This window comes from Actinoallomurus spadix (genome assembly GCF_024055725.1).
Taxonomy (GTDB): domain Bacteria; phylum Actinomycetota; class Actinomycetes; order Streptosporangiales; family Streptosporangiaceae; genus Actinoallomurus; species Actinoallomurus spadix.
Genome location: NZ_JAMXMX010000023.1, coordinates 74498 through 96331 on the forward strand (window position 1 = coordinate 74498; position 21834 = coordinate 96331).

24 protein-coding genes are annotated in these 21834 nt (G+C 69.4%); 6 read left to right on the forward strand and 18 right to left on the reverse strand.

The annotated features are described in order from the left end of the window. Window positions 1-26: 26 nt before the first annotated feature. The 11 genes from NE235_RS28420 to NE235_RS28470 form a co-directional block, all read right to left on the reverse strand. Window positions 27-416: a F0F1 ATP synthase subunit epsilon gene (locus tag NE235_RS28420; protein ID WP_252808340.1), complete on the reverse strand. Its 390-nt coding sequence runs from the start codon at window positions 414-416 to the stop codon at window positions 27-29. Between the two features lie 26 nt (window positions 417-442). Further along, a complete protein-coding gene (atpD, locus tag NE235_RS28425) occupies window positions 443-1873 on the reverse strand; it encodes a F0F1 ATP synthase subunit beta (protein WP_252808341.1) in 1431 nt (476 codons plus the stop codon). 8 nt (window positions 1874-1881) lie between these two features. Beyond that, window positions 1882-2802 (reverse strand): F0F1 ATP synthase subunit gamma, encoded by a 921-nt coding sequence (locus NE235_RS28430; protein WP_252808342.1) that lies wholly within the window; start codon window positions 2800-2802, stop codon window positions 1882-1884. Between the two features lie 3 nt (window positions 2803-2805). Then, window positions 2806-4443 carry a F0F1 ATP synthase subunit alpha gene (gene atpA / locus NE235_RS28435; RefSeq protein ID WP_252808343.1) on the reverse strand — a complete coding sequence of 546 codons (1638 nt, stop codon included), beginning with the start codon at window positions 4441-4443 and terminating at the stop codon, window positions 2806-2808. Between the two features lie 38 nt (window positions 4444-4481). Beyond that, window positions 4482-5300, reverse strand: coding sequence for a F0F1 ATP synthase subunit delta (locus NE235_RS28440; protein WP_252808344.1), 819 nt, complete (start codon window positions 5298-5300; stop codon window positions 4482-4484). Window positions 5301-5303: 3 nt separating this feature from the next. Beyond that, window positions 5304-5864, reverse strand: a complete 561-nt coding sequence (locus NE235_RS28445; RefSeq protein WP_252808345.1) for a F0F1 ATP synthase subunit B — start codon at window positions 5862-5864, stop codon at window positions 5304-5306. A gap of 32 nt (window positions 5865-5896) precedes the next feature. Next, complete coding sequence (gene atpE, locus NE235_RS28450; protein WP_252808346.1) at window positions 5897-6130, reverse strand: ATP synthase F0 subunit C; 234 nt, start codon at window positions 6128-6130, stop codon at window positions 5897-5899. A gap of 67 nt (window positions 6131-6197) precedes the next feature. Further along, entirely contained in the window at window positions 6198-6992 is a 795-nt protein-coding gene (atpB, locus tag NE235_RS28455; RefSeq protein ID WP_252808347.1) for a F0F1 ATP synthase subunit A, read from the reverse strand. 82 nt (window positions 6993-7074) lie between these two features. Beyond that, entirely contained in the window at window positions 7075-7236 is a 162-nt protein-coding gene (locus tag NE235_RS28460; protein WP_252808348.1) for a hypothetical protein, read from the reverse strand. Window positions 7237-7353: 117 nt separating this feature from the next. Next, a complete protein-coding gene (locus tag NE235_RS28465) occupies window positions 7354-7782 on the reverse strand; it encodes a hypothetical protein (RefSeq protein ID WP_252808349.1) in 429 nt (142 codons plus the stop codon). A gap of 107 nt (window positions 7783-7889) precedes the next feature. Then, on the reverse strand, window positions 7890-9038 hold the full coding sequence (locus NE235_RS28470; RefSeq protein WP_252808350.1) for an MraY family glycosyltransferase: 1149 nt from the start codon (window positions 9036-9038) through the stop codon (window positions 7890-7892). Window positions 9039-9569: 531 nt separating this feature from the next. On the opposite strand from NE235_RS28470, the gene NE235_RS28475 reads away from it, so the two are divergent. Together NE235_RS28475 and NE235_RS28480 are read left to right on the forward strand one after the other, a co-directional pair. Continuing rightward, a complete protein-coding gene (locus NE235_RS28475; RefSeq protein WP_252808351.1) occupies window positions 9570-10088 on the forward strand; it encodes a hypothetical protein in 519 nt (172 codons plus the stop codon). A gap of 134 nt (window positions 10089-10222) precedes the next feature. Further along, window positions 10223-10633, forward strand: a complete 411-nt coding sequence (locus tag NE235_RS28480; protein ID WP_252808352.1) for a hypothetical protein — start codon at window positions 10223-10225, stop codon at window positions 10631-10633. Window positions 10634-10949: 316 nt separating this feature from the next. On the opposite strand, the gene NE235_RS28485 is transcribed toward NE235_RS28480, so the two are convergent. Then, window positions 10950-11255 (reverse strand): hypothetical protein, encoded by a 306-nt coding sequence (locus NE235_RS28485; RefSeq protein WP_252808353.1) that lies wholly within the window; start codon window positions 11253-11255, stop codon window positions 10950-10952. Between the two features lie 118 nt (window positions 11256-11373). Between NE235_RS28485 and NE235_RS28490 the strand changes: the two genes are divergently transcribed. After that, the gene (locus NE235_RS28490; protein WP_252808354.1) at window positions 11374-12192 is read left to right on the forward strand and encodes a helix-turn-helix domain-containing protein; all 819 of its coding nucleotides are present in this window, start codon (window positions 11374-11376) and stop codon (window positions 12190-12192) included. Further along, window positions 12177-12386 carry a DUF397 domain-containing protein gene (locus NE235_RS28495; protein ID WP_252808355.1) on the forward strand — a complete coding sequence of 70 codons (210 nt, stop codon included), beginning with the start codon at window positions 12177-12179 and terminating at the stop codon, window positions 12384-12386. The genes NE235_RS28490 and NE235_RS28495 overlap by 16 nt, the downstream gene beginning before the upstream one ends. 169 nt (window positions 12387-12555) lie before the next feature. Here NE235_RS28495 and NE235_RS28500 read toward each other — a convergent pair whose 3' ends face one another. From NE235_RS28500 to NE235_RS28520, 5 genes are all read right to left on the reverse strand, one after another. After that, window positions 12556-13368, reverse strand: coding sequence for an L-threonylcarbamoyladenylate synthase (locus tag NE235_RS28500; protein WP_252808356.1), 813 nt, complete (start codon window positions 13366-13368; stop codon window positions 12556-12558). Window positions 13369-13425: 57 nt separating this feature from the next. Beyond that, a complete protein-coding gene (prmC, locus tag NE235_RS28505) occupies window positions 13426-14289 on the reverse strand; it encodes a peptide chain release factor N(5)-glutamine methyltransferase (RefSeq protein ID WP_252808357.1) in 864 nt (287 codons plus the stop codon). Beyond that, window positions 14286-15341, reverse strand: coding sequence for a peptide chain release factor 1 (gene prfA, locus NE235_RS28510; RefSeq protein WP_252808358.1), 1056 nt, complete (start codon window positions 15339-15341; stop codon window positions 14286-14288). Before prfA ends, prmC begins: the two co-directional genes overlap by 4 nt. Before the next feature lie 88 nt (window positions 15342-15429). Next, window positions 15430-15657 carry a 50S ribosomal protein L31 gene (rpmE, locus tag NE235_RS28515; protein ID WP_252808359.1) on the reverse strand — a complete coding sequence of 76 codons (228 nt, stop codon included), beginning with the start codon at window positions 15655-15657 and terminating at the stop codon, window positions 15430-15432. Window positions 15658-15789: 132 nt separating this feature from the next. Continuing rightward, entirely contained in the window at window positions 15790-16824 is a 1035-nt protein-coding gene (locus tag NE235_RS28520; RefSeq protein ID WP_252808360.1) for a fatty acid desaturase family protein, read from the reverse strand. A gap of 222 nt (window positions 16825-17046) precedes the next feature. Between NE235_RS28520 and NE235_RS28525 the strand changes: the two genes are divergently transcribed. Together NE235_RS28525 and NE235_RS28530 are read left to right on the forward strand one after the other, a co-directional pair. Continuing rightward, window positions 17047-18306 (forward strand): sensor histidine kinase, encoded by a 1260-nt coding sequence (locus tag NE235_RS28525; RefSeq protein WP_252808361.1) that lies wholly within the window; start codon window positions 17047-17049, stop codon window positions 18304-18306. Between the two features lie 19 nt (window positions 18307-18325). After that, window positions 18326-18973 carry a LuxR C-terminal-related transcriptional regulator gene (locus NE235_RS28530; RefSeq protein ID WP_252808362.1) on the forward strand — a complete coding sequence of 216 codons (648 nt, stop codon included), beginning with the start codon at window positions 18326-18328 and terminating at the stop codon, window positions 18971-18973. Between the two features lie 21 nt (window positions 18974-18994). Here NE235_RS28530 and NE235_RS28535 read toward each other — a convergent pair whose 3' ends face one another. Then, a complete protein-coding gene (locus NE235_RS28535) occupies window positions 18995-21817 on the reverse strand; it encodes a DUF4429 domain-containing protein (protein WP_252808363.1) in 2823 nt (940 codons plus the stop codon). Window positions 21818-21834: the final 17 nt, after the last annotated feature.

A 21834-nucleotide genomic window follows, 5' to 3' on the forward strand; every position in this document is an offset into this window, starting at 1 on the left:
GCTTCCCCCACGCAGTCCTTAGCCGGTCAGACCTCTTGGCCGGCGGCCCGCAGGCGCGCGCGGGCCCGCCGCTGCGCGACCGCGGCCTCCTCGCCCTCCAGGCCCGACACCCGCTCGTACTCCGCGCGGGCGGCGTCGAGGTCGATCTCGCCGCCCAGCTCGGCGTACTCGGCGAGCACCGACACCTCATCGGAGGCGACCGAGAAGAACCCGCCGGAGACCATCGCGGAGATGGTCTCCGACTCGTCGGCGGGCTTGATCCGCACGACACTGCCGTCCACCAGCAGGCCCAGGACCGGCGCGTGACCGGGCATGATGCCCATCTCACCCTCGATGGTCTTGGCAACGACCATATCGGCTTCGCCGGCCCAGATCTCACGCTCCGGTGAGACGAGCTCGACGTGCAGCTTTGCCACTTGCTCTCCTCCGAACGCGCGAGGCGTTACTTCTGCAGCTCCTGGGCCTTCTTCTCGGCCTGCTCAATGCCACCGACCATGAAGAACGCCTGCTCAGGGAGGTGGTCGTACTTACCTTCGGCGATGGCCTTGAAGGACGCGACCGTGTCGCTCAGCGAGACGTTCTCACCCGGCTGGCCGGTGAAGGCCTCGGCCATGTACATCGGGTGCGACAGGAACCGCTCGATGCGGCGCGCGCGCTCGACCGTGACCTTGTCCTCTTCGGAGAGCTCGTCGATGCCCAGCAGGGAGATGATGTCCTGCAGTTCCTTGTAGCGCTGCAGGATCTGCTTCACGTGCTGGGCGGTCTCGTAGTGCTCGCGGCCGAGGATGACCGGGTCCATGATGCGCGACGTCGAGTCGAGCGGGTCCACCGCCGGGTAGATGCCCTTCTCCGTGATCGCGCGGGAGAGCACCGTGGTGGCGTCGAGGTGCGCGAACGTGGTGTGCGGGGCGGGGTCGGTGATGTCGTCCGCGGGCACGTAGATCGCCTGCATCGAGGTGATCGAGTGACCGCGGGTCGAGGTGATCCGCTCCTGCAGCTCGCCCATCTCGTCGGCGAGGGTCGGCTGGTAACCCACGGCGGACGGCATACGGCCGAGCAGCGTGGACACCTCCGAACCCGCCTGGGTGAACCGGAAGATGTTGTCGATGAACAGCAGCACGTCCTGGTTCTGAACATCGCGGAAGTACTCCGCCATGGTCAGCGCGGACAGGGCGACCCGCAGACGGGTGCCCGGCGGCTCGTCCATCTGGCCGAAGACGAGCGCCGTGTCCTTGAGGACGTCGGCCTCCTTCATCTCCAGCAGCAGGTCGGTGCCCTCACGGGTGCGCTCACCGACGCCCGCGAACACCGAGGTGCCCCGGTGGTTACGGGCGACACGGGTGATCATCTCCTGGATGAGGACCGTCTTGCCCACACCGGCGCCGCCGAACAGGCCGATCTTGCCACCCTTGACGTACGGGGTGAGCAGGTCGATGACCTTGATGCCGGTCTCGAGGATCTCGGTCTTGCTCTCGAGCTGGTCGAACGCCGGCGCGTGCCGGTGGATCGGCCAGCGCTCGGTGACCTCCAGCGACGAGCTCGGCACGTCGAGGGACTCACCGATCGTGTTGAAGACGTGGCCCTTGACGCCGTCGCCGACCGGCACCGAGATGGCGGCGCCCGTGTCGACGACCGGCGCGCCGCGGACGACGCCGTCGGTCGGCTGCAGCGAAATGGCGCGGACCATGTTGTCGCCGATGTGCTGGGCGACCTCGAGGGTCAGCGTCCGGGTCGCACCGCTGATCGTGACGTCGATCTGCAGCGCGTTGTAGATGTCCGGCATCGTATCGACGGAGAACTCCACGTCGATGACGGCACCGGTGACGCGGGCGACACGGCCCGTCGCCGTGGCTGTTTCTACCGAAGCAGTCATGGTGACTCTCACTCACTCCCCGCGGAGCTCTCGGCCAGCGCGTTCGCGCCACCGACGATCTCGCTGATTTCCTGCGTGATCTCAGCCTGACGGGCCTGGTTCGCGATACGCGTCAGGTTCTCGATCACATCGTTGGCGTTGTCGGTCGCCGACTTCATCGCCCGTCGCCGCTGCGCGTGCTCGGAGGCGGCCGCCTGCAGCAGCATGTGCCAGATCCGGCTCTCGATGTAGTTCGGCAGGAGGGCGTCGAGCACCGAGTCCGCGGACGGCTCGAACTCGTACGCCGGCAGCACGCCCTGAGTCTGCTCCTCCGGGGCCTGCTCGGACTCCTCGATCTCCAGCGGCAGCAGCCGGCGGACCTGCGCCGTCTGCGTCAGCATCGACACGAACTCGGTGTAGACGACATGGATCTCGGCGAGGCCGCCCTCGTCCGCGGGCTTCTCGAACTCCCGCACGAGGGTGCGGCCGATCGCCTCGGCGTTCTCGAACCGCGGGTTGTCGCTGAAGCCGGTCCAATCGCCCGCGAACTCGCGCTCGCGGAAGCGGTACCAGCCGACGCCCTTGCGCCCGACGATGTACGGGACGGGCTCCTTGCCCTGCTCCCGCAGCATCGTCATCAGCCCCTCGGCCTCACGGATGACGTTGGCGTTGTAACCGCCGGCGAACCCGCGGTCACTCGTGATGATCAGCACGGCCGCGCGCTTGCTGTCGGTCCGCTCGGTCAGCAGCGGGTGGCCGACGCCGACGTTGTGGCTGACCAGCGCGGAGATGGCGCGGGTGATCTGCCGGGCGTACGGCCCCGACTCCCGCACCCGCTGCTGTGCCTTGACGATCCGCGACGAGGCGATGAGCTCTTGCGCGCGCGTGATCTTCGCCATCGACCGTGTCGTGGCGATGCGGCGCCGGATCGTCCGAAGCTGGGCACCCATGCCTTACTTCTTCCTCACGCGGGTGATCTTCTCCTGCTCGACGTCACCCTCATCGATGGCCTCGACCGGCTGGTCCTGGACCAGCAGGCCGTGGTTCGTCGTCTCGAAGCCCTTCTTGAACTCCGCGATGGCGTCCTTCAGGGTCGACTGGGCGTCGTCGCCGAACTGGCCGGTCTCCCGGATGCCGTCCAGCAGACCCGACTGGTTGCGCTTGACGTAGTCGAGCAGCTCCGCCTCGAACCGGCGGATGTCCTCGATCGGCACGTCGTCGAGCTCGCCGTTCGTGCCCGCCCAGATGGACACGACCTGCTGCTCCATCGGGAACGGGTTGTTCTGCGGCTGCTTGAGCAGCTCGACCAGGCGGGCGCCGCGGTCCAGCTGCGCGCGCGACGCGGCGTCCAGGTCGGACGCGAACGCGGCGAACGCCTCCAGGTCGCGGAACTGCGACAGGAACAGCTTCAGGTTACTCGTCGCCTTGCGCATCGCCTTGGTCATCGCGGCGCCGCCGACGCGGGACACCGAGATACCGACGTTGATGGCCGGCCGGACACCCTGGTTGAACAGGTCGGTCTCGAGGAAGACCTGGCCGTCGGTGATCGAGATGACGTTGGTCGGGATGTACGCCGACACGTCGTTGCCCTTGGTCTCGATGATCGGCAGACCCGTCATCGAGCCGGCGCCCATGTCGTCCGACAGCTTCGCGCACCGCTCCAGCAGCCGCGAGTGCAGGTAGAACACGTCACCGGGGTACGCCTCACGGCCCGGCGGGCGGCGCAGCAGCAGCGAGATCGCGCGGTACGACTCGGCCTGCTTGGACAGGTCGTCGAACACGATCAGGACGTGCTTGCCCTCGTACATCCAGTGCTGGCCGATGGCCGAGCCGGTGTAGGGGGCGATGTACTTGTAGCCCGCGGGGTCGGACGCCGGAGCCGCCACGATCGTGGTGTACTCCAGGGCGCCGGCCGCCTCGAGCGTGGCCCGCACCTGCGCGATCGTCGAGCCCTTCTGGCCGACCGCGACGTAGATGCAGCGGACCTGCTTGCTCGGGTCGCCGCTCTCCCACGCCTGCTTCTGGTTCAGGATCGTGTCGATCGCGACGGTGGTCTTGCCGGTCTGCCGGTCACCGATGATCAGCTGCCGCTGGCCGCGGCCGATCGGGGTCAGCGCGTCGATCGCCTTGATGCCGGTCTGCAGCGGCTCGCCCACCGGCTGGCGCTGCATGACGCCCGGCGCCTGCAGCTCCAGCTCGCGGCGGCCGGTCGTCTCGATCGCGCCCTTGCCGTCGATCGGGTTGCCCAGCGAGTCCACGACGCGGCCGAGGTAGCCGTCGCCGACAGGGGCCGAGAGGACCTCGCCGGTCCGCTTGACCTGCTGGCCCTCTTCGATCTTGGAGAAGTCGCCCAGGATGACGACACCGATCTGCCGAACGTCAAGGTTCAGCGCGATGCCGCGCGTGCCGTCCTCGAACTCAAGGAGCTCGTTCGCCATGGCCGAGGGCAGGCCCTCGACGAAGGCGATGCCGTCGAAGCACTCGACGACGGTCCCGACCTCCTCGCGCGCGGCGGTCTCCGGCTCGTAGGCCTGGACGAAGCGCTCGAGCGCGCCCCGGATCTCCTCCGGCCGGATCGTCAGCTCCGCCATGTCTTCTTCGTCTCTCTCCGTGAGTCCGATGCTTAGGTTCAGCTCGCCCGTTCGATTCGCCGGCGGACGTCTTCCAGCCGGCGAGCGATGGTGCCGTCGATTTCCTCGTCCCCGATCTGGACGGAAATACCACCCAGAACGGAGGGGTCGACCTCGATGTTCAGGTGAACGTCGCGGCCGTACTGCGCCGACAGCGCGGCCGTCAGCCGCGTCTTCTGCGCCTCGTCGAGCTCGACCGCGGTGCGGACCACCGCGACCAGCCGGTTGCGACGCTCGGCGACGATCCGCCCGTAGCTCTCGAGCGCTCGCTCCAGACTACGTCCTCGCGGATATGCGACGGCCTCGCTGACCAGCCGCAACGTCGCCGCGGTGGTCTTGCCCTCAAGCAGCGTGGTCACCAGCTCGACCTTGCGCTCGCCCGGCACCCGCCGGTCCACCAGCGCGCCCCGCAGCTCCGGCTGCGCCTCCACGATCCGGCCGAAGCGGAAGAGCTCGTCCTCCACGTCGTCGATCCGGCTCTGCGCCTCGGCGGCGGCCGCGATCGCGGTCACCCCGAGCTCCTCGATCGCGTCGGTCAGCTCGGTGGACCGCGCCCACCGCTGCCGTACGACGTCGCCGATGAAGTCGCGCACCGCGGCGCTGACGCTGCCGTCGAGCACGGCCGTGGCCAGCCCGGCCCGCCGGTCGGCCGGCTGGGCCGGGTCCGACAGGGCCCGGCGCAGCACGTGCTCCCGGTCGAGCAGGTGCACCACGGCGAACAGCTCACCGCCGAACGCCGCCGCGTCGCGCGTGGCGGACAGGGCGGCCTCGAGCCGCTCCCTGGCCTCGACGAACGAGGCCCTGCTCGCGCCGATCATCTGTTATGCCCCCGCCCGCGCACGGTCCTCGAGCTCGTCGAGGAACCGGTCGACGGTGCCGCGGCGCCGGGCCTCGTCCTCGAGGGACTCGCCGACGATGCGGCCCGCCAGCTCGATCGCGAGCTCCCCGATCTCCGTACGGAGCTGGGTGAACGCGAGCTGCCGGTCGGCGTCGATCTGGGTGTGCGCCTGGTCGACGAGCCGCTGTGCCTCGGCCTGCGCCTGGTCGCGCAGCTCCGCGATGATCTGCGCACCCTGCTCGCGCGCCTCCTCGCGGATCCGTGCTGCCTCCTGCCGGGCCTCGGCCAGCTGCGTCTGGTACTGCTCGAGCGTCCGCTGAGCCTCGGCCTGCGCCTCCTCGGCCCGCTTGATCCCGCCCTCGATCGCGTCAGTGCGCTCCTCGAGCGCCTTCTGGATGCGCGGGATGAGGACCTTGCCGAGGAAGAACAGCACGACGAGGAACGCGAAGATGCCGACGATCATCTCGGCTGCGTCGGGGAGCAGCGGGTTGGGGTTCTTCTCCTCCGCCGCTAGCAATCCCGAAGCGTGTTGCGCCAGGTACATGGCGTGCACAGCCTTCCGTCAAAAAGTTCTGGTCAGTAGACGAACGGCATGACCAGACCGATCAGGGCGAGCGCCTCGGAGAAGGCGAAGCCCAGGATCATGTTCTGGCGAATGACGTTGGTCATCTCGGGCTGACGGGCCATGGCCTGCACGCCCTGGCCGAAGACGATGCCGACGCCGATGCCGGGGCCGATGGCCGCGAGGCCGTACCCGATCGACTTGAGACCGTGGTTGAGGTCGACGGCGGCGGCGAGGAGGTTCGTCATTCCTTTTCCTTTTCACTCGGCCGGTGGGACTCCCCACCGGTCAGGTTCTGGGGTTATGGGGTTGCTATCAGTGGTCGGCGTACAGACCGGCGCTGATGTAGAAAGCCGCGAGCAGCGCGAAGACGTACGCTTGCACCGCCTGCACGAACAGCTCGAAGGCCGTCATGAAGATCGTCAGAATGACGCCGAGAATGCCGACCGGAGCACCGAGCGGGGTCAGCTTCTCGAAGAGGAAGTGGAAGCCTACCGTCGCGAACAGCGCGACCAGGAGGTGGCCGGCGAACATGTTCGCGAAGAGCCGGACCGCGTGGGTGAACGGCCGCAGCAGGAAGGTCGAGGCGAACTCGATCGGGATGACCAGGATGTACAGCGGCCACGGCAGGTCCGGCGGCATGGTCGCGTTCTTCAGCAGGCCGAAGAAGCCCTGGTGCTTGACGCCGACGACCCAGAAGGTCGCGTAGACCAGCAGGGCGAGGACCATCGGGAACGCGATTCGCGAGTTCACCGGGAACTGCGCGATCGGGATCACCGACATGAGGTTGCCGAGCCAGACGAAGAAGAACAGCGGCACGATCAGCCGCATCCACTTCTCGGCGTCCTTGCCCAGGAACGGCCGGGCGATCTCGTCCCGGACGAACATGTAGAGGACCTCGCCGACGTTCTGCACGCCGCGGGGCACCAGCTTGGGCTTGGCGAACGCGGCCCAGAAGAAGGCCACGATGACGATCATCACGATCAGGCACAGGACGATCGGCTTCGCCACGGCGAACGGGCCTACGTGGAACAGCGGCTTCCACTGGAAGAGGCCGAGGCCCGGGGCCTCTTCATTGAAGTCCTTGGCGAGGAGGTGCGGCGCACTCACCCGGCGATCCTTTCGCAGTCGTAGCTCATCAAGGCGGCAACCTTGCTGTCGTCTCGGTGGGCTACGGCTCCGCCGGCCCTACTCAGCGGCCGTAGCGGGCGTAGACCAGGTAGCTCGCGAAGACGAGGCCGAACACCAGCCCGATGGGAAGAAGGGCCGGGACGTGGAGCCAGCGCGCGAGAAGCCAGCCCGCTCCGCCGTAGACGAACATGCCTCCCAGCAGGGTGGCAGGTGCCGCCGACATGTCGTTGGCGAACTTGCGGTTGTCTGCATCGCTGGGCTGACGCCCATCCCCGGTCATCGCGTCTCGGACGATAGCAGGCCACCTCCCGCGTAGTCATATTGGAGTAGTCCATTGTCATCATGCGCCCGACTTGCCCTGGCTCTGCGAGCGGGGGGCGGGTTCGACATACGGGGCCTTCACCTTGAGCGTCGCGTTCGTCTCGGCCGCGAGCCAGACGACCGTGAGAGCGATCACCGTCCAGCCGAAGGCGCGCGCGTTCCACACGGTCACGTCTTTCAGCGCGACGACCAGGCCGAGCACGACGACGAATTTCACGAGGAAGCTGAACAGGCCGGCCATCAGGACCATCTGCTCAGAAATTTTCGTGACATAGCTGACGACGACCACCCCGAGGGTGAAGAATGCAACCACCACGACGGTCCCGAGGGCGGAGCCGAGGGCTCCCTTGCCGCCCGCGAAGAGCAGGCCGACGACGATCGCCACCAGACCGACGAGCCCGGTGGGGATCGCGGCGCCGCGGAGGATCCGGGCGTCGTTGGAGTGCATGAGTGCTCCGAGTGTTCACGGTGGGTGTTCGGTTGCCCGCTCGTGAAAGGTATCACAAGCTTCTCACTGCTCGGAATGACCTACCAAGTAATGGTAAAAACCGCAGCTCACGCGGCCTGCCGAGGACGCTTGTCGGAGGGGGTCTCCTCACCGCTCCGGTGTCGCCGTCCGTGCGGGCGCAGCTGCGGGAAGGCCATCACGACCAGGGCGGCGATCGCGACCACGCTCGCGGCGGCCAGCACCAGCAGCGGCGACTTGGCCGCCGACAACGCGACCACGCCGAACGAGAACAGCGCCGTCCAGAGGTACATCACCAGCGCGGCCCCGCGATGCGAGTGGCCGAGGTTCAGCAGCCGGTGGTGCAGATGCTTCTTGTCCGGCGCGAACGGCGACCGCCCGCCGTACGTCCGGCGCACCACCGCCATCAGCATGTCGGCGTAGGGGACGACCAGGATCGCCACCGGCAGCAGCGGCAGCAGCGTCGGGAACCGGTTGATCGACCCCTTCAGGGCCGCCGGGTCGAACCCCGAGACGGTGATCATCGACGTGGCCAGCAGCAGCCCGATCAGCATCGACCCGGTGTCGCCCATGAAGATCCGCGCCGGGCTGAAGTTGTGCGGAAGGAAGCCCACGCACATGCCCGTCAGCACGGCGGCGATCAGCGCCGGGGCGCTCTGGTGGTCGAGGTGCGCGACCACGGTGACCAGGTAGGCGTACAGGAAGAAGGCGAGCGCCGAGATGCCCACGATGCCGGCCGCCAGCCCGTCGAGCCCGTCGATGAAGTTGACCGCGTTGATGGTCGCGACCACCAGGAGGATCGTCAGCGGCACGCCGTACGACGGCGGCAGCGCCAGGGTCGCACCCGGCAGCGGGAGCCACAGCAGCTGGACGCCGTTCATGATGAGCAGCCCGGCCGCCGCGACCTGACCGGCCATCTTGGTCAGCGCGTCGATCTCCCAGCGGTCGTCCGCGATGCCCACCACGACCAGCAGCCCACCGGCCGACAACAGCCCCACCCACGTGGGGCTCTCGGTGAAGACGTCGCGCATGTGCGGCAGCCGCGAGGCCATCAGCAGCGCCGCGCACATCCCGAAGAACATCGCCAGGCCGCCGATCCGCGGCGTGGGGATGGCGTGCACGTCGCGATCGCGCACCGGTGTCATCGCCTTGAAGGCGATCGCGAACTTCCGCACCAGGGGGACGAGAAGGTAGGTGACGATCGACGCCGTCAGGAACGTGAGGATGTACTCCCGCACCGCCAGCCTCCCTCCACCATCCGCCGAGCCCGCCGTGCGGGACCCAACTCTATTCCCGATGACCAAGCCGCGATGGTCACTCCGGCGGTCCCGGGCAAGACTTGATCGACCGATCCCGCGCAGGCCGCCATGGCAGTAAACGGTGCCGGGTCCACGAGTGTGCCGATGATCACATGTCCGTCAGGGGCCGCCCGGAGCGTCCGTCTGAGCCCGCGCCCGGTCCGCTACGATCATCGCCCCACCGTGGGAAGGTCTCCCGCTGAGGTCAGACGCCCGAGGCCCCGCGAAGGTTCGGCTTCCGGCGATCGGCCGACGGCTGGAACGCATGAAAGAAGGACCCTAGACCCCGCCTCGGACATTTCCTGCACCGGCATCAGGACATGCGCCACGCATGTCCGTTAGATGTCGGAGGGTGCCTACCGGTTCCCGTCCTTTCCCGGCCAAAAAATCACCCAAAAAACCGGCACAGCGGATTCTCCGGAAGTGCTACGGTCCTTGACCGTTCATCCCATCTCCGAACACGGAGGATCAATGCGTCGTTTCGCGACTCTCGTCGCAACGGGGGCCGTCGCAGCCGCGGCCGCCATCAGCCTGATGGCGGCACCCGCCAGCGCCGCAAGCGCCGGCCACAAGGCCGTTATCGGTAAGAGCCTGCAGTCCGGCGTCAGCGTCGAGGCGTCGATCAAGTACCACTACTGGAAGATCGGCGGGGCGAAGAAGAAGGGCTACACCCGCTGGACGGGGGCCTACGACATCGCCGGCGTGTACACCTACGGGAAGTACGGCACGTACAAGGGCAAGCTCGTGCTGTACGTCTACGGCAAGGACACCAAGGCCGACGGCCGGTCGGCCGGCATCGAGGTCAAGGGCCTTCCCGGTACCAAGTACTCGCAGGTCTGGATCCCGAACAAGGGCAAGAAGACCTTCTCGGTTGGCGGCAACACCGGAGCGAAGTCGGTGTACATCCGCGAGGTGCTGGGCAACCGCAACAAGGACGGCGTGAGCTTCGACGTCAAGAAGGCCGGCAAGTGGAAGAAGATCTCCGCCTGAGCCGGTAGTCGCTTGACTGCAAGCTGACAGAGAAGGGCCCTGCGGCGCGGCGGGGCCCTTCACTTTATGTCGGGTGAATCCGTCAAACTGCTAAGATCATCTCCCGTACCGCCCAAGCGATCCTGGAGAGATCAATGCGGCGAATCGCGATGGTCACCCTCGCAGCCGGCGTCCTCATCACGACCTTCTCCCTCACCACGACGCCCGCGGACGCGGCGGTCGGGTTCTGGCGCACCGTCGGCCTGTCCGGCGTCGACGCCTTCGGCTTCTACGACACCCAGGCCGCGAAGGTGACGCTGACCTTCGACCTCAAGGACACGAAGAAGGACGGCTACAGCGCCGCGCTCCGCTTCACCTTCACCGGGACCAAGAAACAGAAGGACGACGTACGGGTCGTCGCGCTGACAGGCGACCGCCTCCAGGACAAGTGGCAGACGGTGACGTCCACCCGCCTCAAGCACATGTACGTCCAGGAGTGCCGGGGCACCTGGAAGAAGAGCAAGTTCACCATCAAGAAGTGCGGCGCCTGGCGCCGGCACTACTGAACGTCGTTCCGTCCGCCGCCAGGCGAGCGTCCCCAGGACGCCCCGAGGGTCCAGCATGCTCCGTACCGAGACGACGGCCACGGCCATCCCTGTGCCTGGATGACCGCGCGCGTCAACTGCTCTGGGTCCGTCGCCTCGACGAGCCGTGGACGATCCACCGGGAAGACCAGTGCCCACCATGTTCCGGTACGCCTGCCGTACCAGAACACCAATCCGGGGAATCGCCGCCTCAGGACGGCGACTGGATCGGGCATCTCGGTCACGCCTCGGGGCCCGCGTAGTGCCGGGAGTGAGTGCGGCAGCCCCGGTGTCATCGTCAAATTCCCCGGCGGAGCGGGACGCAGACGACCTTGCTGATCACCCGGACCAGCTCCTCGACCTCGTCGACGGCCAGGAGCCGGGCCGAGTCGTCGAGCCGGCCGATCGGGACGCCCCACGACCAGTGCCACCGGAGGTCGTTCCGGTCATCCGGTCTACAGATGATCCTCTCGCTGAGGTGATTGCTCGCCCCGTGGATGAGGATCTCCGCCCCGTACTGCTCGGCGTTCAGCCCCGCCGACCGGCATTCCTGGGTCAGCCACTTCGCGTACGCGAATATGTCTTCCGTTGTGTACGGTTCCACGACTTATTCCCTTTTAATCGCCCGCCGCTTTTCCGTGACCAGGCTCACACGCTGAGTTACTTTGAGCTACAGACAGGCACCACCCCAGGCCCCACGTAGCCCCCCGAAAGGACTCACCATGGCGAACGGCGCGCTGACCCGAGACCCCCTCATCCGAGCCTTCGGCGCGGTCCTGCGCGGCCACCGCGAAGCCGCGAAACTCTCCCGCCCCGCCCTGGCCCAGGCCCTCGGTTGCACCCCGCAATGGATCGAAAAGCTCGAGACCGCCCTGCGCGCACCCTCCGAGGCGACCTCCGAAGACCTCGACACCTACTTCAAGACCCCCGAGACCTTCCACCGCATGTGGCTGGAGATCCGCCGCGCCGGCAAACACGCAGCACTACCCCCAGGCTTTCCCGGCTTCGTCGAACTGGAAGCCAAGGCGACGATGATGTACATCTTCGAGCCCATGGTGGTCACCGGCCTTTTTCAGACGCCGGAGTACGCGTTCGAGGTGCTCAAGGCGGGCCGGAAGCTCGAGGTGATCGAGGGACTCGTGGCCACGCGCTTGGAACGCCAGAAGATTCTCCGCCGCGAGAAGCCTCCGGAGATCGTCCTTGTCCTCGACGAGTGGGCCCTCCGCCGTCCGATCGGCAACCTCGAAACTCGCAAAGAGCAGATACGCCATCTGGTTGAGCTCGCCGAGCAGCCGAACATCAACGTCCAGCTTGTCCCGAGTCAAACCGGCACGTACGCCGGCCTCCCGGGCGCTTTCATCCTGCTGCGTCTCGAAGATGGAACTGACTACGTGTATCTCGAGGGCCATGTCGAAGATCAGGTGATCGATCGACCCGACAAAGTACGAGCCTTCGAAGTACGCTTCAACTTGATCAGGAGTGCGGCCATGTCCGCAGATGACTCGCTGGCGCTGCTTCGCGAAGTATGGGAGACCCCGTGACGGCTTCGGATTTGGCGGTCCCGTTCTGGCGCAAGAGCACGCGTAGTACCGACACGGGAGGTGCGTGCGTCGAAATCGCTGCGCTGTGGCGGAAGAGCAGCCACAGCGGCACCACGGGCGGCCAGTGCGTTGAGGTCGCCGCCGCGCCTCAGGTGGGCACCGCACCTGAGACCCCGCCGACAGGGAATGCCTAGCTCACGTCGGTAGGCCGGCCGGGCACGGTTCGCTCAGCCGACCTGTTGCCTTTCGTTCCGAGCGGCGATGCGCCACGCTGGCCTGGTCTTACGCCGAGGGTTGTGGTTGCTGTGACAACGTGAATCCTCGGCGCAGAGAACTCAGCGGGTGGACCGCAGGGGACCCGTTTCAGCGGTCGGCCGGCGGGGTGTCCTTGTCGGAGTCCGTGCCCTCCGATGATGCGAAGGTCTTCGTGTCCGCCTCGGTCAGCGGGGAACGTCCGCCCTGCGAGCTGTCAGCCGCCTTCGTGGCGTCCTTCTGGTCGTCGGCCGGAGGCGCCGCCGGGGCGGGGTCGTCCTCGTCGCTGAGGAGGACGCCGCAGACCTCGCGGAGGCGCTCCTCGGGGATGGCGCCCGCGCGGAGCAGGCGCGGGACGGCGCCGGTCAGGTCGACGATCGACGAGGGCATCTCGTCGCCGCTCGGGCCGCCGTCCAGGTAGACCGAGACCGAGTCGCCCAGCTGGGCCTCGGCCTCCTCGGCCGTGCGGGACGGGGCGGCGCCGGACCGGTTGGCGCTGCTGACCGCCATGGGGCCGGTCTCCTTCAGCAGCTCCAGCGCGAGCTGGTGCAGCGGCATGCGGATCGCGACGGTGCCCTTGGTGTCGCCGAGGTCCCAGGCGAGGGTGGTGTTGGCGCGGCACACGATCGTCAGCGCGCCGGGCCAGAACTCGTCAATGAGGTCCTGGCCGTACGTGCCGAGGTCGTCGACCAGCGCCTGCGCGGCGCGGACCGAGCCGACGAGCACCGGCGAGGGCATATCACGGCCGCGGCCCTTGGCGTCCAGCAGCGCGGTCACCGCGCTCGGCGTGAACGCGTCCGCGCCGATCCCGTACACCGTGTCGGTGGGCAGGACCACCAGCTCACCACGGCGGACCGCCGAGACGGCGTCCGCGATCCCCTTCGTCCGCTCCAGCGGGTCCGAGCAGTCGTATCGTCGGCTCACGCCCGCCATTCTTCCACCGCCCCGCACCCGCCCGGACCGGGATCGGGCCGAAGGGGGTCAGTCGGTGCCGAGGCGGGCGGTGACGAAGCGGTCGCGACCGGTGAGGTCCTTGTGGTTACGGACGTCGCGCCAGCCGTGCTCCTCGGCGAAGATCCAGTAGACCGGGTGGCCCTGGAGGTCGCTGTGCTCGACGGCGACCCAGCCGCCGGGGCGCAGGAGGCGCCGGGCGGTGCGCTCGATGATGCGGACGGCGTCGAGGCCGTCGTCGCCGCCGCCCCACAGCGCCGCCGCGGGGTCGAAGTCGCGGACGTCCTCCGGGACGTACTCCCACTCCGACATGGGGATGTACGGCGGGTTGCTGACGACCAGATCGACCCTGCCGTCGAACTCGTGCAGCGCGTCGGCGAAGTCGCCGAGGTGGAGGCGGACGCGGCCGCGTTCGTCGAGGTCCTCGACGTTGCGGGTGGCGTGGACGTACGCCTTGGGGTCCTTCTCCACGCCGTGCACGCGGGCGCGGGGGACCTCCTGGGCGATGGACAGGGCGATCGCGGCGGAGCCGGTGCCGAGGTCGACGACGAGGGGGTCGCCGACGTCCATCTTGTGGAGGGTGTCGATGGCCCAGCCGGCGAGGACCTCGGTCTCCGGGCGGGGGACGAACACGCCCGGCCCGACCTTCAGCTCGAGGTAGCGGAAGAACGCCCGGCCGGTGATGTGCTGCAGCGGCTCACCCGCCTCACGCCGCGCGATGCCCTCCCAGAACCGCGCGTCGAAGGCGGCGTCGGGCACGGTGTGCAGCTCGGCGCGCTTGACGCCGTGCACGAATGCCGCGAGCTCCTCGGCGTCGGCGCGCGGTGACGGAACCCCCGCGGCGGCCAGGCGTGCCGTCGCTCGGGCGATCTCGTCGGACAGGAGGTGGGTCATGTGGCTTCGGCGAGTCTTTGCTCCATGTCGGCGTCGACGAGGGCCTGCGTGACGTTGTGCAGGTCTCCGTCGAGTACCTGGTCGAGGTTATATGCCTTGTAGCCCACGCGGTGGTCGGAGATGCGATTCTCCGGAAAGTTGTAGGTGCGAACCCGCTCGGAACGGTCGACGGTGCGCACCTGGCTCTTGCGCTCGGCCGACGCGGCGGCCTCGGCCTCCTCCTGGGCGACCGCGAGCATCCGGGCGCGGAGGATGCGCATGGCCTGCTCCTTGTTCTGGAGCTGGCTCTTCTCGTTCTGGCAGGACACGACGATGCCGGTGGGCAGGTGGGTGATCCGGACGGCCGAGTCGGTCGTGTTGACGCTCTGGCCGCCGGGACCGCTGGAGCGGAAGACGTCGATGCGCAGGTCGTTCGGGTCGATCTGGACGTCGATGTCCTCGGCCTCCGGCATGACGAAGACGCCGGCGGCGCTGGTGTGGATGCGGCCCTGGGACTCGGTGGCGGGGACGCGCTGGACGCGGTGCACGCCGCCTTCGTACTTCAGGCGGGCCCAGACGCCGTCCTCGCTGCCTCGCGACTTCACGGCGACCGTGACGTCCTTGTACCCGCCGAGGTCGGAGTGCTGGGCGTCGATGATCTCGGTCTTCCAGCCGGCGCGCTCGGCGTAGCGGAGGTACATGCGGAGCAGGTCGCCGGCGAAGAGCGCGGACTCCTCGCCGCCCTCCCCCGCCTTGATCTCGAGGATGACGTCCTTGTCGTCGTTGGGGTCGCGCGGCACGAGCAGGCGCCGCAGCGTCTCCTCGAGCTCGTCGATGCGCTTGTCGAGGTCGGCCGCCTCCTGGGCGAAGGCCGGGTCCTCGCCGGCCAGCTCGCGGGCGGTGGCCGCGTCGCCCTGGGCCGCCCGCAGGTCGCGGGCGGTCTCGACGATCGGCCGCAGCTCGGCGTAGCGCTTGCCCAGTTTCCGCGCCGTCGCCTGGTCGGCGTGCACGGCCGGGTCGGCGAGCCGCTTTTCGATGTCGGCGTACTCGCCGACGAGATCGTCGAGATTCACGTCAGGGTCCTCGGTCGGCCGGGTGTGTGGGCGGACAGGCGGAACGCCGGCCGGAGCAGCGTGCCTCCGGCCGGCGCAGCGGTCTGACCTACTTCTTGTTGCCGCCCGCGGCCTTCTTGCCGAAGCGCGCCTCGAAGCGCGCCACACGACCACCGGTGTCGAGGATCTTCTGCTTGCCCGTGTAGAACGGGTGGCAGCTCGAGCACACGTCGGCGTGGATGACGCCGTTCTGCGCGGTGCTGCGGGTCTGGAAGGTGTTGCCGCACGTGCACGTCACCGTGGTGACGACGTAGTCGGGGTGGATCTCAGGCTTCACTATCTCTCCTCGCTCCAGGCGGTCGCCGGGTCATCTCCGAGGGAGTTCGGGGATGTGAACCGGTACCACAGCGCTCCAGTGTGCCAGACATGACAACATGCCGAGGCCACCGGGCATTCCCGCCCGTGGAGGTCAGCGCAGGGGCGCGCCGGTGGCGTGCAGGTGGCCGAGCGCGTGGGCGTACGACTCGATCAGTCCCTCCTCGGTGTACGGGAGGCCGAGCCGCTCGCAGTGGGCCCGTACGAGGGGCTGGGCGCGGCGCAGGTTCGGGCGCGGCATGCCGGGGAACAGGTGGTGCTCGATCTGGTAGTTCAGGCCGCCCAGGAACCAGTCGGTGAGGAGACCACCGCGGACGTTCCGTGAGGTCAGGACCTGCTTGCGGAGGTGGTCCCAGCGCTCTCCCGGGCCGGGCATCGGCATGCCCTTGTGGTTCGGGGCGAAGGAGCAGCCCAGGTGGACGCCGAGGATCGCCTGGTGGAGGAGGACGAAGGCGACGGCCATGCCGGGTGACATGACGGTGAAGATCAGGCCGAGGTAGGCGGCGACGTGCACGGCCAGCAGGACCGCCTCCAGGAGCGCCGTGCGCCGCTGGCGGGCGCCGGTCTCGCCGCGCGCCGCCGCGATGACCGACCGGACGCTGGAGACCTTGAGGTTGAAGCCCTCCAGGAGGAGGAGCGGGAAGAACAGCCGACCCTGGTTGCGGGTGAGCCACCGGGCGACGGCGCCGCGCCGGTCGGCGGCCTGTTCGGTGGTCCAGACGAGGACGCCGACGCCGACGTCGGGGTCCTTGTCCACGTGGTTCGGGTTGGCGTGGTGCCGGTTGTGCTTGTCGGTCCACCACCCGTAGCTCAGGCCGACCGCGAGGTTGCCGACCAGCAGCCCCATGACGCGGTTCACGCGGCGGGTCCCGGCGATCTGCCCGTGACCGGCGTCGTGACCGACGAAGTACAGCCGGGTGGTGAGGACCGCCGCGGGCAGGGCCAGGGCGAGCTGCCACCAGGAGTCGCCCACGAAGGCGACCAGGGCGAACACGGCGCCGTACAGCAGCAGGTCCAGGCCGACCGAGGCGGCGTAGCGGCGGGTGCGGCGGTCCAGCAGGCCGGCGGCGCGGACCTCCTGGATCAGTGGGGCGAAGTCGCTTCTGGGCAGGGTGGCGGTTCCGGGCATACGCAAGTCCCCTCGCGGTCGTCGATCAGGTGCTGACTGTCACGACACACTAGGGACGCGCCGGTGTCGCGCCCAGCCGGTGAGCACCCTAGGGAGTGGAAGGTATGCCCCCGGTAAAGAGGGGGGCTGGCACCACCATCCCCCGGCTCTCAGGCCCAGTGACCGTTATGCCTCCCCACGGCAGGCTCGACGGTGAATGATGGAGCCTGGATCGGAGGAAACATGAAGATCGGCCTGCTCTCGGCCGTACGGGGACTCGCGCTGGCGTTGCTGGCCTTGCCGGTCTCGCTGGTGCTGTTCATCTTCTCCGTCGTTTTCTTCGCGGTGACGTTCCCCATCGGGTTCCTGACGTTCCCGTTGGTGGTCGGTCTGGTGCGCGCCTACGCCAACGCGCGGCGGCGGCTGGCGCACGCGTGGTTCGGCGTGGAGATCAAGGAGCCGTACAAGCCGAGGCCGCGCTTCCGCCGCGGGCTGACCGGCCTCTTCCAGCGCTACCGCTGGGTGGTCGCGGACCCGGCGACCTGGCGGGACGTGCTCTGGCTGATCCTCGACGCGACGGCCGGCTTCGTTCTGGGTCTCATCGCGTTCGTCCTCCCGATGTACGGCCCGTACGGCTGGGTGCTGGCGGCGGGCGTGTGGAAGCCGATCGTCGACGCCGGCGGCGGCGACTGGTACACCTTCATCCACGTCATGAACCAGGACGACGCGAACAAGGCGGCGATGCTCGGTGTCGTCTACGCGGTGATCGGCCTGTGGCTCGCGCCGAGGCTCACCCGGGCGAGCTCCCTGCTGTCCCGGGGACTGCTCGCCCCGACGCGGGAGCGGGAGCTGCAGCTGCGCGTCGCCCACCTGACGGAGACCCGCTCCGACGCACTGGACACGCAGGCGGCCGAGCTGCGGCGCATCGAGCGTGACCTGCACGACGGCGCGCAGGCGCGGCTGGTCGCCATGGGCATGAGCCTGGGCACGATCGAGCACCTGATGGACCGGGACCCGGAGCGGGCCCGGCGGCTGCTCACGGAGGCGCGCGAGTCGTCGTCCAAGGCGCTGACCGAGCTGCGGGACCTGGTCCGCGGCATCCATCCCCCGGTACTGGCCGAGCGCGGCCTGGGCGACGCCGTACGGGCCCTGGCCATGGCGAGCCCGCTGCGGACGGAGGTGTCGGTCGAACTGCCGGGCCGGCTGGACGCCCCCGTGGAGTCGGCGGCGTACTTCGCGGTCTCGGAGGTGCTGACGAACGCCGCCAAGCACTCCGGCGCCCAGCGGGTGTGGATCGACATCCGGCACGAGGACGGCCGGCTGCGCATCGTGATCACCGATGACGGCCGCGGCGGCGCCGACGCGGCCGGTGGCACGGGACTGCGCGGGATCGAGCGCCGGCTCGGTACATTCGACGGTGTCCTGGCCCTCAGCAGTCCGGTGGGCGGTCCGACCATGGTCACGATGGAGCTGCCGTGCGTCATGACCTCACCCCGGCGCTGACCCCCGGAGAGGGAATGTGATGCGCGTCGTCCTCGCCGAGGACCTGTTCCTCCTGCGCGACGGCTTGATCCGGCTGCTCGAGGCGTACGACTTCGAGATCGCCGCGGCCGTCGACAACGGTCCCGAGCTGACCCGGGCGCTGCTGACGCTCAAGCCCGACGTGGCGGTCGTCGACGTGCGCCTGCCGCCGTCGTTCACCGACGAGGGCCTGCAGGCCGCCCTGCACGCCCGGCGGGAGTTCCCCGGCCTGCCGGTGCTCGTGCTGTCGCAGCACGTCGAGCAGCTGTACGCGCGGGAGCTCCTGGCCGACGGCAGCGGCGGGGTGGGTTACCTGCTGAAGGACCGGGTGTTCGACGCGGAGCAGTTCGTCGACGCGGTCCGCCGGGTCGCGGCCGGCGGGACCGCGATGGACCCGCAGGTGATCTCCCAGCTGCTGGCGCGCAACGCGCGGAACGAGCCGCTCGGCGGCCTGACCCCACGCGAGCGCGAGGTGCTGGAACTGATGGCGGAGGGCCGGTCGAACGCCGCGATCGCCCAGCGCCTCGTGATCACCGAACGCGCCGTCGCCAAGCACACGTCCAATATCTTCGGGAAGCTCAACCTGCCGCCCTCCGACGACGACAACCGCCGCGTCCTGGCCGTCCTGGCCTTCCTCAACGGCGGCTGAGCCGGCGCCGGCCGGCCCGGGTCAGCGCCGCCGCAGCTCCGCGCACTTGGCGGCGAACTCCTCCGCGGTGAGCAGGCCCTCCTCGCGAAGCTGGATCAGGTCGCCCAGCTTGGTGGCCGTATCGCCGACGCGGCCCACCCAGACGCGGACCTCGTCCTTGCTCGCGGCCGTGCGCCCGGGGTGACGTACCGCGTCGGGCCACACCGGTGTCCCGGCGAGGTACGCGTCGACCGCCGCCTCGAACCGCTCGCCGTCGGAGAGGGGTCCCGCGCACTTGGCGCTCAGCTCCGCCTCGGTCAGCAGCCCGTTCTTGTGCGCGTTGACGAGCTGGGTGAGCCGGCCGGCGGCCTCGGCGATCCCGCCAAGCCAGTCTGAGACGTCGGACAGCTCGATCTCCGGCTCCGCCGCGTACCGGCGGCCCGGGCCGGCCGGCGCCGGCCGTACGGGAGAACCCGCGAGGATCGCGCCGATCGCCGCCGTGAACCGCTCGCCGCCGCGCAGCCGGAAGACCAGGTCCTCCCAGTCGGACCCGAGTTCCAGGTGGAGGTCCTCACCGCCGGCCCGCCGGTCCCACTCGTAGTGATCCACGCCGCCGACCGCGGTGAGGGGAACGCGCCGCAGGCCACCGGGCCCGGCGAACAGTACCGCGCGGCCGGTCAGCGCGAGCAAGCCGCTCTCCCCGGCGAACAGCGCCGACTCCAGCTCGTGCACCTGGTCACCGGGCCCGAACCCGGCGGCGAGCAGGAGGAGCTGACGCGCGTCGGGCCGGCCGCCGGCCCGGGACCGGGACAGCGCCGCCGCCACGTCGGGTCGCCGCAGGAGGTCGTCGGGCGCCGCACCGGCGGGTGCGGGGACGTGCTCGGGCGGGCACTGCCGCATGGCGTCGATGGCGTACCTGAAGCGTTCGGGGTCGCGCAGCCAGGTGAACTCGATGTCGTCGTAGTCGTTGTCCGTGATCCTCAGCTTGCCGGGGCTGTCGTCATAGTCGGTGTCACAGCCGACGTAGTGCATGTCGGTGAAGGCGAGCCCGTTCAGGCCGCCCTCCTGGTCCGCGAAGACGACGCGCCGGTCCGTGAGCGCCAGCAATCCCGCCTTGCCGCCCCACCGTCCGGGTTCCACTTCCTTGACGGGCTCACCCGCGTCGAGGACGTCGAGCAGCGCGGCCAGCTCCCGCTGGAACGGGCCGACGTCGCTCCTCGTCCGGCTGAGGGCGGCCGCGACGTCGGGCCGGTGGTGGGCCGGTGCTCCCGGCGTCTGCCCGGGGCCCGCCGCCGGTGCGGCGGCGTACGCGGGCGAGGGCGCGCCGGGAGCCGGTCCCCCGTACGCGGGCGACGGGCCGCCGGGCGCGTTCCCTCCGGGTACGGGCGACGGCGCGCCGGAATCCTGTCCTCCGTACGCGCCGAAGCGGAGGGCACGGAAGGTCTGCTGGAAACGGACCGGGTGGTAGATGCCGTGGAAGGGGATCTCGTCGCCCTCCACGTCGATCCACACCAGGTTCCCCTCGTGCGTCTCGTCCCAGGTCGCGCGGACGTCGATGAACATGTCCAGTGGTACCGCCGTGTGGCCGCCGAGGGCGTCGTCGGGCCCGATGCTGAGCAGGTGCCGGTCGGTGAGGAAGAAGACCAGGACCCGCCGGCCCACGGCCAGCTCGATCTCCCGCACCGTCTCGCCGGGCTCGAGCGCCGCCGAGAGCGCGGCCAGTTCACGGACCATGGCACGGACGCGGCCACTGGCCCGCGCGAGCGCCTCGCCGATGTCCGGGCGCAGGCCGGAGGTGTGCAGCAGTTCCGGGTCGGGGACGCGGGTCACGCCCTGCAGCGCCCTGGTCACCTGCAGCGTGAACTCCAGCGCCGCCGGATCATTGTTGTGCAGCACCGCATCCACGTCCAAGGATGGATCGGGCGCGGACGCGTCGGTGGCCGCGCCGGCGAGCCGGACGCGTACGTGACCGACGCCACCGTTCGCCTCGACGAGCTCCACCTGGTCGATGGCGGGCAGCGGAATCCTGCGGCTCATGCCCTGGCTGGTCACGACCACGCCGGCCCCGTCGAACTCGGCACGTCCGTGCAGCCCGTGCAGCACGACGCCGGCGCCACCGGGCCGTCCCGGGCCGGACAGCCCGTGCGGGAGGCCGCCCCCGGCCGCCGGGGCGTTCAGGTCCAGCTGCCGGCCGCGCAGCGCGGTCGCGACGCCCGCGGCGAACAGGAGCGCCTCGGCCCGCTCGGCGGCGAACGGCAGGCAGCGCTCGCTGTCCCGCGGGTCGGGCACGAGGTCGGCGCGCTCGCCTACGGCCCGGAACCAGAGGAAGTCGCCCCTCCTGCCCTGACCGGGCACGCAGGTGACCGCGTCGAGGGCGGCGAGCGGGAAGATCCGCTCCTCGCCTCCGGTCCTCCAGGCCAGGCGGACGTTCCGGCCGTCGAAGTGACAGGTCCCGTCCTGGGTCTGGACCGCCGACGGCCACGGGGCCTCGACCATGAACTCGGCGGCGCCGGACTGCGCCAGGCCCCCGGAGACGACGGCCCCGTGCAGGGTTTCGGCCAGCCGTCGGCCGTCCGTCTCCTGCTCGGGCGGGTAGTCGACGAAGAACGGATGGTCGTCGGCCGAGATCATCGCGCCGCCCACCGCGTAGAAGGGGTCGGCGCCCGGGCGCAGGAAGAGGGCGAGCCGCCCGAGCCGCCGCCGGCCCGGCGGTAGCAGCTGAACGCCGGCCAGCGCGGTCACCGGGAATTCGATCCGCCCCAGCCGACGGCGCAGCCAGCCGCCGGAGGACGATGAGTAGTCCAAGCGGCATTGCCGCCCGTCGAATGTCAGCCGGGCGTCCGCCCCCGTCAACCCCGTGATCACTCTGGGGACATTAGCAA

Excerpts from the sequence above, each read along its gene's own strand:
- NE235_RS28445 (WP_252808345.1), bottom strand. The coding sequence starts at position 5,864 with ATGTACCTGGCGCAACACGCTTCGGGATTGCTAGCGGCGGAGGAGAAG.
- prmC (WP_252808357.1), bottom strand. The coding sequence starts at position 14,289 with ATGACCCACCTCCTGTCCGACGAGATCGCCCGAGCGACGGCACGCCTG.
- NE235_RS28460 (WP_252808348.1), bottom strand. The coding sequence starts at position 7,236 with ATGTCGGCGGCACCTGCCACCCTGCTGGGAGGCATGTTCGTCTACGGC.
- NE235_RS28495 (WP_252808355.1), top strand. The coding sequence starts at position 12,177 with ATGGGAGACCCCGTGACGGCTTCGGATTTGGCGGTCCCGTTCTGGCGC.
- atpA (WP_252808343.1), bottom strand. The coding sequence starts at position 4,443 with ATGGCGGAGCTGACGATCCGGCCGGAGGAGATCCGGGGCGCGCTCGAG.
- NE235_RS28520 (WP_252808360.1), bottom strand. The coding sequence starts at position 16,824 with ATGCCCGGAACCGCCACCCTGCCCAGAAGCGACTTCGCCCCACTGATC.
- atpE (WP_252808346.1), bottom strand. The coding sequence starts at position 6,130 with ATGACGAACCTCCTCGCCGCCGCCGTCGACCTCAACCACGGTCTCAAG.
- NE235_RS28465 (WP_252808349.1), bottom strand. The coding sequence starts at position 7,782 with ATGCACTCCAACGACGCCCGGATCCTCCGCGGCGCCGCGATCCCCACC.
- NE235_RS28430 (WP_252808342.1), bottom strand. The coding sequence starts at position 2,802 with ATGGGTGCCCAGCTTCGGACGATCCGGCGCCGCATCGCCACGACACGG.
- NE235_RS28490 (WP_252808354.1), top strand. The coding sequence starts at position 11,374 with ATGGCGAACGGCGCGCTGACCCGAGACCCCCTCATCCGAGCCTTCGGC.
- NE235_RS28440 (WP_252808344.1), bottom strand. The coding sequence starts at position 5,300 with ATGATCGGCGCGAGCAGGGCCTCGTTCGTCGAGGCCAGGGAGCGGCTC.
- NE235_RS28480 (WP_252808352.1), top strand. The coding sequence starts at position 10,223 with ATGCGGCGAATCGCGATGGTCACCCTCGCAGCCGGCGTCCTCATCACG.
- NE235_RS28475 (WP_252808351.1), top strand. The coding sequence starts at position 9,570 with ATGCGTCGTTTCGCGACTCTCGTCGCAACGGGGGCCGTCGCAGCCGCG.
- atpD (WP_252808341.1), bottom strand. The coding sequence starts at position 1,873 with ATGACTGCTTCGGTAGAAACAGCCACGGCGACGGGCCGTGTCGCCCGC.
- NE235_RS28525 (WP_252808361.1), top strand. The coding sequence starts at position 17,047 with ATGAAGATCGGCCTGCTCTCGGCCGTACGGGGACTCGCGCTGGCGTTG.
- NE235_RS28530 (WP_252808362.1), top strand. The coding sequence starts at position 18,326 with ATGCGCGTCGTCCTCGCCGAGGACCTGTTCCTCCTGCGCGACGGCTTG.